Annotated in this window: 11 protein-coding genes; 9 read left to right on the top strand and 2 right to left on the bottom strand. The window is 55.9% G+C overall.

Going from position 1 to position 12946, the window contains the following annotated elements; translation table 11 throughout:
- Positions 1-51: 51 nt before the first annotated feature.
- From GOV80_RS19890 to GOV80_RS19905, 4 genes are all read left to right on the top strand, one after another.
- A complete protein-coding gene (locus GOV80_RS19890) occupies positions 52-2247 on the top strand; it encodes an efflux RND transporter periplasmic adaptor subunit (RefSeq protein ID WP_170417912.1) in 2196 nt (731 codons plus the stop codon).
- Positions 2244-5423: an efflux RND transporter permease subunit gene (locus tag GOV80_RS19895; protein WP_170417917.1), complete on the top strand. Its 3180-nt coding sequence runs from the start codon at positions 2244-2246 to the stop codon at positions 5421-5423. The genes GOV80_RS19890 and GOV80_RS19895 overlap by 4 nt, the downstream gene beginning before the upstream one ends.
- Before the next feature lie 29 nt (positions 5424-5452).
- Positions 5453-5794 (top strand): copper-binding protein, encoded by a 342-nt coding sequence (locus GOV80_RS19900; RefSeq protein WP_170417920.1) that lies wholly within the window; start codon positions 5453-5455, stop codon positions 5792-5794.
- Between the two features lie 565 nt (positions 5795-6359).
- Positions 6360-6980 carry a class I SAM-dependent methyltransferase gene (locus tag GOV80_RS19905; protein ID WP_170417923.1) on the top strand — a complete coding sequence of 207 codons (621 nt, stop codon included), beginning with the start codon at positions 6360-6362 and terminating at the stop codon, positions 6978-6980.
- A 73-nt stretch (positions 6981-7053) separates the two neighbouring features.
- Here GOV80_RS19905 and GOV80_RS19910 read toward each other — a convergent pair whose 3' ends face one another.
- Complete coding sequence (locus GOV80_RS19910) at positions 7054-8451, bottom strand: ATP-binding protein (RefSeq protein ID WP_050605707.1); 1398 nt, start codon at positions 8449-8451, stop codon at positions 7054-7056.
- Positions 8448-9173, bottom strand: a complete 726-nt coding sequence (locus GOV80_RS19915; protein ID WP_170417925.1) for a response regulator — start codon at positions 9171-9173, stop codon at positions 8448-8450. Before GOV80_RS19915 ends, GOV80_RS19910 begins: the two co-directional genes overlap by 4 nt.
- Before the next feature lie 172 nt (positions 9174-9345).
- Here GOV80_RS19915 and GOV80_RS22455 point away from each other — a divergent pair, with 172 nt between their 5' ends.
- From GOV80_RS22455 to GOV80_RS19940, 5 genes are all read left to right on the top strand, one after another.
- The gene (locus GOV80_RS22455; RefSeq protein ID WP_170417928.1) at positions 9346-9861 is read left to right on the top strand and encodes an EF-hand domain-containing protein; all 516 of its coding nucleotides are present in this window, start codon (positions 9346-9348) and stop codon (positions 9859-9861) included.
- Positions 9862-10112: 251 nt separating this feature from the next.
- Positions 10113-10835, top strand: a complete 723-nt coding sequence (locus GOV80_RS19925; RefSeq protein ID WP_331252139.1) for a TVP38/TMEM64 family protein — start codon at positions 10113-10115, stop codon at positions 10833-10835.
- Positions 10832-11200 carry a hypothetical protein gene (locus tag GOV80_RS19930; RefSeq protein ID WP_157054266.1) on the top strand — a complete coding sequence of 123 codons (369 nt, stop codon included), beginning with the start codon at positions 10832-10834 and terminating at the stop codon, positions 11198-11200. The genes GOV80_RS19925 and GOV80_RS19930 overlap by 4 nt, the downstream gene beginning before the upstream one ends.
- Before the next feature lie 84 nt (positions 11201-11284).
- On the top strand, positions 11285-11644 hold the full coding sequence (locus tag GOV80_RS19935) for a hypothetical protein (protein ID WP_152460765.1): 360 nt from the start codon (positions 11285-11287) through the stop codon (positions 11642-11644).
- Between the two features lie 132 nt (positions 11645-11776).
- The gene (locus GOV80_RS19940) at positions 11777-12826 is read left to right on the top strand and encodes a YncE family protein (protein WP_170417931.1); all 1050 of its coding nucleotides are present in this window, start codon (positions 11777-11779) and stop codon (positions 12824-12826) included.
- Positions 12827-12946 lie beyond the last annotated feature (120 nt).

Here is a 12946-nt window from a genome sequence, read left to right on the forward strand (position 1 = left end):
TTTTCATGTTGTTTCGGTTCGAGCATGCACTGCGACCGTCAGGAGATTATTATGCGTGGAAGATATGCGGCACTATCAGTACTTGCCTTGGCGATTGGCCTGGGTGGAGGTGTCTTTCTTGAAAGACTGTACCTGAATCCAATTGATCAGGGCCAGTCGAACGAACCAGAGGTCCTTTATTGGGTAGCACCGATGGATCCGAATTTTCGGCAGCCTGGACCTGGAAAATCGCCGATGGGTATGGACTTGATCCCGGTTTATTCTGGGCAGGAACCTACCGGCGACCCTGAAGAAGTCACCCTGAGCGCTGCGGAAATCAACGCAATTGGTGTGCGAACTGCGGTTGCACGCATGACTGATATCGAACCTCGCATCGAAACGGTGGGTTTCGTCGGCTTTGACGAACACCTGACCAATCACGTTCATACGCGTGTTGAAGGTTGGATTGAGCAACTGAAAGTTCGAGCGGTCGGTGATCGCGTTGAGAAGGGGCAAGTTTTATTTGAACTCTTTTCACCACTGATCGCAGCTGCGACCGGCGATCTTGTACGCGCAGTCGAAGCTGGTGACCCGCGGATTTTGGACGCGGCGCGCAATAAGTTGATCAGCCACGGTATGTCCGCTCGTCAGGTTGCTGAGATTGAGGCGGGCGGTGAGTTGGTTCGAAATGTGGAAATTGAGGCACCTCAAAACGGTGTCGTCATAGCTCTGAATGCCGCCGATGGCATGTACCTGCAGCCAGGCACGCTTGCTTTTTCGGTAACCGATCTTTCTGAAGTATGGCTGATCGTTGATGTATTTGAACGAGATATTGCACGTTTGTCGGAAGATATGCGCGCGATAGCAAGGTTCGAGCACCTACCCGGTCGCACCTTCGAAGGCGACATCGACTATGTTTACCCTGAGCTTGATCCGCAAACCCGAACTCTTCCCGTAAGGCTTAGTTTCGATAACACCGACGGCGTGCTGCGGCCGGGCATGTTTGGCAGTGTTAGCCTTATACCGGATGAAAGCCGAAATGTTCTCACTGTTCCATCAGAGGCGTTAATTCGTACCGGTTCGGCGGAACGCGTCATCTTAAAAACAGGCGATGGTACTTTTCGCCCGAGACTGGTGACTACAGGTCTTCGAGACAGTTTCGGCGAGGGGGGTCGAACAGAAGTTCTGCAAGGGCTTGAACCTGGTGAGGAAGTTGTCGCATCCGCACAGTTTCTAATCGACAGTGAAAGTGCTTTGAGCGCCGGTTTCACCCGAATGGCACCAACGGATACCGAACCAGCACGCGGGGCAGGCACCCTGGTTTCACTCGATGCCCAAAATCGTATGGCAACTGTTCGTCACGATGTTCTCGAAAGCCTCGATTGGCCCGCAATGACTTCGCAGTTTCCGGTGAGGTCTGGTGTTTCGCTCGACAGCTTGAGTGCAGGCGACGCAGTCGCTTTCGTGATCGCACGGGGTGCGGATGGGCTTCTGAGCCTGATGGAGCTTGCACCAGACGATGGTATTGCCGGAACTGGTGCCGGAATCGCGCGCGCCGTCACTTCAGACGGCAAATTGACGCTTGAGCACGGACCGATCCCCGAGCTCGGTTGGGCCGCCATGACAATGGATTTGCCTGTTGTAGGAGTAGATCTCACTACCGTGCCAATCGACATGCCAATTGAGTTTGATCTGGCTGAGGGAGAAGGGGGGATGTTCTCGATTGTGGCAATTCGCGAAGAGGGCTCGCCGCCGACGGATTCCGTTGAACCCGAAGAAACCGACACGCCTTCTGCTCCACCGATTGTAGTCACCGGCACGATCAACCTCGTTAATGCTGAGGCGGGAACGGCAACCATCACTCACGGGCCGATGACTGAGATTGGCATGCCCGGAATGACCATGGATTTCCCATTAGAACCTACATTGGACACAAGCATGCTCGAAGTCGGTTCTGAAATGACTCTGACTTTCGCGCGTGCAGATGGCATGACAATGGTGTTGGCTGCGGCAACGCCTATTGCACCGCCACTTCAGGTTTCTGGCCGGATTAACAGTATCGACCCGAACGCGCGTACCGCGAACGTAACACACGGTCCGATGACTGAGATCGGCATGCCGGGCATGACCATGGATTTCCCGGTTGCGGAGGGGATTGAGGTTTCTAACTTGCCTGTAGGGATTGATGTTTCTTTGATCCTTCGCCGCAATCCCGACTTTTCGATGACGCTGTTAGAGGTCGCGCTTGATGGGAGTGTTACGCAGTGATCACGGCCATCATTCGTTCTTCGCTCGCCAACAGGTTCGTCATCTTGGCCCTCGCATTCATGATAGGAGTTGCGGGTATTTGGGCCATTCGTGAGACGCCGGTTGATGCAATCCCGGATCTGTCGGATGTCCAGGTAATTGTTCGCACGCCATATCCCGGGCAAGCGCCTCAAGTTGTCGAAAACCAAATCACATATCCACTTGCGACAGCCCTATTGGCCGTACCCGGTGCAAAAGACGTTCGCGGGTTCTCGTTCTTTGGAGACAGCTTTGTATATGTTGTCTTTGAGGACGGGACGGACCTCTACTGGGCTCGGTCGCGTGTGCTCGAATACTTGGGCCAGATTACCGGCAGCTTACCTGAGGGCGTGTCACCACAACTTGGCCCTGATGCGACTGGGGTCGGGTGGATTTATCAGTATGCGCTGGTTGACAGAACCGGAAATCATGATCTGGCTCAGCTCAGGACTCTGCAGGATTGGTTTCTGAAATACGAATTACAAGCCGTGGAAGGCGTCTCAGAAGTCGCCACCATCGGCGGAATGGTCAAACAGTACCAGGTCGTCGTCGACCCAAACAAACTACGTGCCTATGACATAACACTTGCACAATTGAGGACGGCTATTCAGGCGGCCAACCGCGAGACGGGCGGCAGCGTCATTGAGATGGGGGAAGCCGAATTCATGGTCAGGTCCTCGGGCTACATTGACGAATTGTCAGACCTTGCAAGCGCGCCGTTGATGGTCAACGACCGTGGCGCCGCTCTGACGCTTGGAGACGTCGCTGAAATCCGTCTGGGGCCGGAAATGCGGCGCGGTGTCGGAGAACTCGACGGGCAAGGAGACGCGGTTGGTGGAGTAGTCATTCTGCGATGGGGTGGGAATGCGTTGGCAACGATCAAAGCGGTGGAGGCGCGCATCGAAGAGTTGCGCTCAAACCTGCCGGAGGGGGTCGAAATCATAACGACCTACGACCGATCTGGTGTGATCGAGCGTGCTATCGATAACCTCCAGAAGAAACTGACGCAGGAATTCATTGTCGTTGTTCTTGTGTGCGCGGCTTTTCTACTTCATCTGCGGTCATCCCTCGTAATTCTTCTGTCGCTCCCTCTGGGAATCTTTGCCGCATTTATTCTGATGAAGGCGCAAGGAGTAAACGCAAACATCATGTCGCTCGGCGGCATAGCCATCGCTATTGGTGCGATGGTCGACGCATCGATTGTGATGATCGAGGCGATGCACAGGCGGTTGGAAAAAGAAAAGCTCACAGCAGAGAACCGATGGCGGATTGTGCAAGAGTGCGCTTCTGAGGTGGGACCAGCCCTTTTTTATTCTCTGGCGATTATCACGGTTAGTTTTTTGCCTGTTTTCGTTCTGGAAAATCAGGAAGGTAGGCTCTTCTCGCCACTCGCTTATACCAAAACCTACGCCATGGCTGCAGCCGCCATCCTTTCGATAACGCTGGTTCCGGTCTTGATGGGTTACTTTGTAAGGGGGCGTATTCTACCGGAGCGAAAAAATCCGCTAAATCGCTTGGTTGTGTTCGTGTACCGCCCATTTCTGGACGCGGCAATTGCCTGGCCATGGGCAACAACACTGTTGGCCGGCGTTCTGGTGACGTCCATGTGGTACCCGTACCAGAGAATTGGCTCTGAATTCATGCCCGAGTTGAACGAAGGTGATTTTCTCTACATGCCGAGCTTCTACCCCGGGATCTCGACGGGAAAAGCCCGTGAGGTACTGCAGCAGACCAACCGCCTGATCGCGACCGTGCCAGAAGTCGAAACTGTTCACGGTAAAGTTGGGCGTGCGGAGACTGCAACCGATCCAGCACCTCTAACGATGGTGGAGACCACAATCCAACTCAAGCCGGAAGAAGAATGGCGCCCCGGCATGACAATGGAGAAAATCCGGAATGAGCTCGATCGTATCGTTCAGGTTCCGGGCGTTACAAATGTTTGGATCCAACCTATCAAGAACCGCATCGATATGCTTGCGACAGGTATCCGTACTCCTGTCGGTGTCAAAATATCCGGCACCGACTTGGAGGTCATTACAGATATAGGGATCGAAGTAGAGCGTGCGGTCGCTGATATTGATGGAACGGCTTCCGCCTACGCAGAGCGACCTGTTGGCGGGCGTTTCATCGAAATCGACGTCAAACGAGATGCCGCCTCCCGATACATGATGAGTGTTCGAGAAGTTCAGGACGTAGTGCAGACCGCAATTGGCGGTATGCAAGTGTCGGAATCTGTGGAGGGGCTGGAGAGGTTTCCTATAAACCTTCGGTACCCTCAGGCATGGCGAGACAGCCCGGAACGGCTCGAAAATCTTCCTGTCGTCACGCCGTCGGGTGCTCATGTGCCACTGTCCGCTCTCGCCGATATTCGAATAGTTGACGGGCCGGGAATGATACGATCAGAGAACGCTCGACGAACTGGGTTCGTGTTCATCGACATCGCGGGGCGCGACCTGGGCGGCTATGTGGCCGAAGCACAAGAGGTGGTTACAGAAAAGGTCGACCTGCCTCCAGGTTACTCGCTGACTTGGTCAGGGCAGTATGAGTACATAGAGAGAATGCAGGACAGGTTGACGATCGTTGCTCCTGCAACCCTGCTAATTATCACGCTCATGCTTTTCTTGGCGTTCAATCGGGTGATTGAGGTCGGGATAATTCTTGCGGCGCTCCCGGTCGCATTGGCAGGTGGGGTTTGGTTCTTATGGTATCTTAACTTCGATATCTCAATTGCTGTGCTCGTGGGCTTCATCGCGCTGGCGGGAGTTGCCGTGGAAACAGCGATTGTCATGTTGTTGTACCTCAATCTTGCTTGGGAGAAACGTCGAGGGCTGGCGCAATCGGAACAGCGAAAGCTGACACGTGACGATATCGAAGACGCGGTGTTCGAAGGAGCCGTTCTTCGGGTTCGGCCGAAGGTAATGACTGTAGCCACGATCTTTGCAGCACTGATACCCATCATGTACGGCACCGGTACAGGCTCTGAAATCATGCAGCGGATCGCTGCGCCGATGATTGGGGGCATGGTGACAGCGACCCTTCTTACGCTTTTTGTCATTCCCGCAATATTCGTGATTTGGAAACGGCTCGCGCTCAATCGCGTGAACCGAGAGATCTCCCACACGATCCAGGAAGTGCCCCCTGCGCTTCCGGCAGAATAATACCCACAACCTTGAAACAGGAGCATCTGATGAAAACTTTGACTGCAATTTTGGCCCTATTGGCCGTGTCTACAACATCCGGCATCGCGCAAACGAACCACGGCATGGACCATTCCAACATGCCCATGTCTTCCGAACAGATGGAAGGTGCGGTCCACGCAAAGGCTTTGGTGAACTCAATTGGCGACGAAACCGCTAACGTCAGCCATGATCCGATCCCCGAGATCGGGTGGCCCGCGATGACGATGGATTTGCAGCTTCTTGAGAATGCCCAGATGATGGGTGAGATCAGCGCAGGTGACGAAGTCACACTGATGTTGGTCAAAAGCGATGATGGTATGTATGCGATCGGCGCGATCATGAAAAACTGAGTCTGTTGATGCGGCAGCTATTCACCAATGATGTGATTGTTCGCCGTTTCAACGACTGTAGGAAATTCTATGAACTAAGAGAAATGGAGTAGGAGCCACTCAAGAACCAAATCGTATTTCAACGATCTGTGGCTCTGCTCATAAGTTATCAGTCCATTGTCGGTTAAAGGCGCTTTAAGCAATTCGTTGACTGATTGAAGCTCCAAAGCTCAGAAAATCTTCCGGCTATACTGATTGAACAGAGCAATCCAGGCAAGCAGTACACAAACTGCCAACGCTTCGGTATCTCCGGCCCGCGCCACTGCAGTTAAACTGCGCAAAATTCTGGAGCTACTTGCGCAGCCCAGTGGAAATCTGACCGACAAGCAAATCCCACCTAAAACATTTCACAATTGGAATGTGTGTACTACATTGTCGCCGAGATGACTTCACGCGGCCATTCAACGGACCAGCGTCGAATTGTCTGGGGCGTTGCCTTGTTGGTTTTTGCTTCAGTCGAAAACGCAGCGCGGAGCGGTCAAAATGAGGATATCTCCAGGGCGACGACTTGGGAAAACGATACGACATGACAGCTAACACAAGAGAGCACTGGGACGATGTCTATGGCGAGAAGTTTGACACCCAATTGAGTTGGCACGAGGATGATCCAGAGATATCGCTTGAACTCATCGAGTTGATCAGAGTGTCTAAGCCTTCATCCGTCATCGACATTGGTGGAGGTACATCTCGTCTTGCTGGAGCGTTGCTTGCGAAGGGGCTCCATGACGTGACAGTTCTCGATCTATCGCAGGTCGCGTTGGACACGGCCCGGGAAAGGTTGGGGCGCGCCGCTGAAACAGTCACTTGGATTTCTGCAGATATAACTTCTTGGGTCCCCGATCGCAGATATGACGTCTGGCATGATAGGGCGGTTTTTCACTTTCTCGTGGATACATCGCAACGCGCGGCCTATCTGGAAAGCGTGAAGAAAGGGGTAAAAATTGGCGGCCATGTGATCATTGCTACGTTTGCACTTGATGGGCCGGAGACTTGCAGTGGTCTCCCTGTCGCCCGCTATAGTCCGAGCGATATCGCCGTGCTTTTTGAGGAACACTTTGAACTCGTCGCGCATCGCCATCACCTGCACCAAACCTCTTGGGGGGAAAGTCAGTCTTTCCAGTTCAGTGTTCTCCGCCGCTGCGTTTGAGCCCACACCTGAAACTGGCCCAAAGCGGTACGCTTCCAATAAGCTTTCGGGGCATGCCGATTGTGTTCACAAGTTACGTTTGGCCCTCAAAAACTGGCAGAACCACCTTAGCGCACAAGCCGCCAGTTTCCCCGTTTAGCAATTCTATCGTGCCACCGTGCGACTGGATGATCGTACGTGCGATCGACAGCCCCAAGCCGGTTCCGCCAGTCTCTCGCGAGCGGGATGTTTCAAGCCGCACGAATGGGTCGAATACCGCATCGAGCATATGCTCGGGGATGCCGGGCCCCTGATCCTGGATCAATATTTTTGCCTCATTCCCCTCTTGCATGACTGAGACGTTGGCCCGGGCACCATACCGGCAGGCGTTTTCAATGATATTGCGCAGAGCTCGCTTCATCAGCATCGGCCGAAGCGTGACGGCCGGATTGTCTGCGACCGATACTTCAACCGTGTCACCGGCTTGCACAATGTCTTCGGTCGTTTTGGTTACGAATTCACCAATTGGGACGGTACTGGAAGGTTCGCGCGTGGCCACGCCCTTGGCAAATGACAGGGTGGAGTCCACCATCTCCTGCATTTCCTCGATGGTCTCGATCAGATGGTCACGGGTCTCCTCTTCCTCCACCAGTTCGGCGCGAACCCGCAATCCCGTCAGTGGCGACCGCAAATCGTGACCCAGCGCCCCCAATAGTCTGGTCCGATCGGCAACATAGCGAGTCAGCCTATCACGCATATGGTTGAACGCCTGCGTCAAATCTCGCACCTCGGTCGGACCAGAAACCGTCAGTTCCTGGACGTCTTCACCGCGACCAAACTGGTCTGCAGCCAGTGACAGGCGGCGCAACGGGCCGGTCAGCCGTGTCAGTAGAAACCAAATGGCTGCTCCAAGAATTAAAGTTGCAGTGAAACCGAAGCTGACGAAGGACTGCAAAGGCCATTGCAGAGGAGGGTTATGGAACCGGGTATCCACGTTGAGCCATTGATCGGTCGTCAGAGCGATCGACAGCTGCATTTCAATTGCGGAAACGTGATCACGCATCATTGCCATGTGCATTTCAGCCATTGTAGACGGAACACCTTCAACCGGCAGCATATCGGGAGAGAACTCATGCAACTCTACCCGGATGGGACGGTTTTCATAGCCTGGCAGAATTCTGCGGATTGTGTTTTCGACCGTCCCACCAGCGCTATGTCCGGTGTGATCGACTGCGGGCGTATCTGTAAGGCTGAAACGCACCAGTGGAGAACTTGCCGCCCGCAGGATCGCGTCGTGCATCTCGGGTGGAGCTTCTTCAATCAGCCGCGCGATGTTTGCGGCGCGTCCGGCGGTTTCCAGGCCAAGGGCCATGTGCACTGCCATTGAGCGTTCGTCGACGAACAGCCACAGGCTGACCAGTTGCGCGGCAGCCAGCGCGGCGATGATCAAAAGGATAAGCTGACCGCGCAGACTTTGGGCAAAGGCTTTCATCCCGTAAGCTCGCTCACGTCGGTCGACAGGCAATAACCGCCACCTCTTATCGTGGTGATGAGCTTCGGCCGCGTTGGGTCAGCTTCGATCTTGCGACGCAAGCGGCTGACCTGGTTGTCGATCGTACGGTCGAACAAGTGCGGGCTGCGGCCGGCGGTCAAATCCAGCAGTTCGTCTCGCGACAGGAGTTTGCGGGGCCGCTGCAGGAATACGGCCAGCAGCCGGACATCGGCGGTGGTCAGACTTTCTTCGGCCCCTTCGGCGGATATCAAGGTGCGACTGTCGGCATCCAGAACCCAGCTTCCAAAGGCGATCCGTTTGCCGCTCAGATCGCCAGCCGGGGGGACGGTGGTTTCGGAACGCCGCAGGATCGCCTTGATCCGGGCCAGCAATTCACGTGGGTTGAATGGTTTGGGCAGGTAGTCATCGGCGCCGATCTCTAAACCCACGATACGGTCGGTGTCATCGCTGAGGGCTGTCAGCATCAGGATCGGCGGGCCACCGGCCGCGGACAGGCGGCGACAGACCGACAATCCGTTTTCGCCCGGCATCATGATGTCGAGTACGATAAGATCAATCCGACCGGCCGCCAGTCGTGCGTCCATCTCGGTTGCGTCGCGCGCGGTACTGGCGCGCAACCCATTCTTTTCCAGATAGCGGCTGACAGCATCACGGATTTCGCGGTGGTCGTCGACAATCAAGATATGTGGTGCTTCAGTCATGGCGCAATCATAAGCCCCGGCGCGGTACAAATCCCGGCTTTTTTGTATCCCTTTGTATCAGTTGGGCGGGCTGCGACACAACGATACAAACCGGGTTGAGCAGGGGGGTGGTGGCGCGACCGAGGGCGGCCATATGCTTTGTGTAGAAACAAAAACCCGAGAGGTGAAAGTCATGAAACGTACCTTCACGCTGGCCGCTGGAGCCATTGCCGCGACTTTGATGGCGCTGCCCGCGCTTGCCGCCGGTCAGCATGGCAGCAGCGCGCAGATGCAGGGCCATGAGGGCGGCATGATGCAGGGTGCGCCCGGCGGCATGATGGGCGATCACGCAGGCATGATGCAAATGATGGTGAAAATGCATGGCCAGATGATGGGCGGCAACTGGCTGGCGGTTCTGGACATGGACGAGGACGGTCGCCCGAGCGAATCTGAGATCGCCGAAGGTCTGAAGGCCCGGATGCAGGCGCATGACGTCAATGGAGATGGCAACCTGTCGATTGATGAGTTCGAAGCGCTGCATTCCGGGATGATCCGCGAAACCATGGTGGACCGATTTCAGCATCTTGATGCCAATGGCGATGGCGTTGTGACCACAGGGGAAATCGAGAAAGGCGCAAAGACGATGTCGCCGAAACACGGCATGAAGGCCTCGAAACCTGTGACAAAGGCTTCTGAAACCAACAACTGAAACGCAACCGTGTAGCCGGGTCATCGCACTCGGCACAAACCACTGAGGAACAAAGCGATGATGGGCTATGGCGCTGGAATGGGGTTTGGAATGATCTGGATGTTGCTGATCGCAGTGTTGATCGTTCTGGCGATCGTAGCGCTGATCAAATACATCGCTAAGTGACCTCGGAATCCGTCACTCCCGTTTAGGGGTGGAGGGCTATGTCATAGGAGGAACGAAAGCTGGAGGGCCTGCACAGCAATAGCCGTTTGGTTTTCATCGCGGTTTTGATCGCGTTGCTGATCGCCACCATCTGGTTGTGGCTGTCTGGCGCGTTGGACGCAGGACTATCGCGCGAAGTCATTACTGCGTGGGTGGATTGGGCCGGCCCGTTCGGACCCGTTGTCATCATCGGCTTCATGACAGCCGCAGTGGTTGCCAGCCCAATCCCCAGCGCTCCGATCGCTGTCGCTGCCGGGGTGGCATATGGGCATGGGCTGGGAACCGCATTGGTTGCTATCGGAGCGGAGTTGGGGGCGCTGCTGGCGTTCCTGATAGCCCGTTGGTTGGGGCGCGACGCGCTGCGCCAGTGGTTCGGCGACAAGCTGGACTTGGGGTTGCTTGGATCGCAGAATGCCCTGATGTTGACCGTGTTCACCAGCCGCCTGATGCCTTTCGTTTCTTTCGACATGGTCAGCTATGCCGCCGGTCTGACCCGACTTCAATTTTGGCGGTTCGCACTGGCCACCTTGGCTGGACTCCTGCCGGCCAGTTTCGTTCTGGCCCATCTGGGCAGCCAGATTACCGAAACCGCGACAGGCGGCACCAGCCTTGCGGTTATCGGGCTTGGGCTGTTGACGGGGGCGCCACTTATCTGGTTGGCTTGGAAACGCAAGATGCCTGTTGGCTCTTCAGACCACGAATTGAGCCAGATCAATGCGACCGGTCCAAGCGGCCCTAAACTGTTGGAGAATGGAGGAAACCCTAAGTGATCCGCGCACAATGGATATCAACTGCGACACGGACGGCCCGAGCCATGGGCCGGCTGCAGGTCCTGTTGATCTGTGCGTTGGTGGTTTCGATGCTGATCTCTGTTGTGCCGTCCCATGCCGGGCATGACATCGCGAAGGCCGCCACCCAGGCCGAGCTTGTGATCGATGACAGCGGTGGGTATCCCGCGTCTCATCCATCAGAAGAATTAGACTGCTCAGTGCACCCGGGCTGCTATGCGATGGCAGTTATGGCGGCACCTGAATTGCTCTCGATGCGTATTGCTACGCCCGTGGCGCCAGAACGGTTCCGGCCACGCGCAAGCCTGCCGGTCGCACCACTACCACATCCGCCAAACCTGTCCTGAACGTGACCGGCAATGGCTCCGGAATCGCTCCGGGGTCTTGCCCAAGCCGTTGATTGCGGCCCAACTCAGTTCAGGACACTTACCATGCTTACCATTCTGTACTTTTTCGTCACGGGCGTGGTGCTATTCGCACTGTTGCGCCTGACCTGTGGCCCCTGTGTGATGGGGACACAAGAACATCATCCCGGTGTTCCGGTGACAACCCTTGGCTGGGCGCTCAGCCTGTTTCTGGCCGCAACCTACCTGCTGTGCGTGGCCTTTGACCTGATCTTTCCAAGTTTTGCCATGTACCGGGCTTGGATCGGCCTGATGCCCGGAATGACTTGGCTCAGCCTGCCCTCATTCCTGTTGGGACTGTTATGGGCGTTTCTCTACGGCTGGTACGCCGCGTTGCTGTTCGGCGGACTGTTCAATGTCTTTGCGGCTCGCACAAAACTCAACTGATTGAAAGGACAAAGCCATGAAGGCCATCGCTCTGACCCTGCTTTTGACGCCCTTCCTGATGGCCGTCATCTACCGGATTTTTCTGCACGTGCCCGCCAATGCGCGCGTTTCAGTTGACGAAAGGAAACCTAAATGACCCTGTTCAATCTGGCCGCAGGCCTGTCCGTCGCAGCTTTGACTGCGCCTTCGCTCACGCTGGCGGCAACCGTGTTCATTCCCGAAGGCAGCGCGGACTCGGTTCTGGTGATCGACTCCGAAACCGGCAAGACCGTCGAGCGGCTGCCGAGGCTCGTGGCGGTCCATGGGCTGGCCGGCGCGCCCGGCTTTAAGTACCTGGTCGCGGGCAGCTACGCAGAAACCGAGGCCACAACGCCACCAAAACCCGAAGGTATGTCCAAGGATGAACACGCTGCGCACCACGCCAAGCGCGATGTCACTGCGTTGCCCAAAGACAAGGGGCGGAGCCTGCTGACGATCCTTGATGCGGAAACACGCGAGGTCGTCCGCCAGATCGAGGTTCCAGGTGCGGTGCATCACACTGCGGTGTCGCCCGACGGGCGGTTCGCGGTGGCGACCCATCCGGGCGGTGACGGTATTTCGATCGTCGATCTCGATAAGCTCAGCTTCCTTGGTTTCGTAGCAACCGGGCCAATGCCCAACTATGCGGTATTCGCGCCTGACGGCGACAGGGTCTATGTCACCAATACCGGCAATGGTACACTTAGCGAAGTGGATGTCGTCAAAGGCTTCGTCGTACGCAACATGCCCGTCGGCGAAGGCCCTGAGCATCTTGTACTTAACGCCACCGGCAGCGCCGCCTTCGTAGCCGACAGTGATGGTGGCAAGGCCTTCCGCGTAGATCTTGCCAGCGGTTCTGTCACCGAAACCTATGACATTGGAGGCGAGTTGCACGGGATCGGCCTGTCCGACCGCGAGGGCGTACTGTTCGTGGCCGCCAAAGGCACCGACCGGTTGTTGTCGATTGATCTTGCTACGGGCAAACAGCGCTCGACCAACCTGTCACCGGCACCTTATCACCTGACGACCATACCGAACTCAGGCAAAGTGATGGTATCAAGCCGAACCGAACCGAAGGTCTGGATCGTCGATCAAGTCAGCCTGACGGCTATTACCGAAATGCCGATACTGGGTGAGGGCCACCAGATGGTTGTTCTGCCCTGAAGGACTGTGCCCGGCATTGCGTAATTAAACGGCTCTACGACCAAAGCTTAAACCAGGGAGCAGAACATGACAGAAGACCACGACATCAGAATCCACGCGAACGGCCCGACCGAGGTCGCT

This window comes from Ruegeria lacuscaerulensis (assembly GCF_013034685.1).
Taxonomy (GTDB): domain Bacteria; phylum Pseudomonadota; class Alphaproteobacteria; order Rhodobacterales; family Rhodobacteraceae; genus Ruegeria; species Ruegeria lacuscaerulensis_B.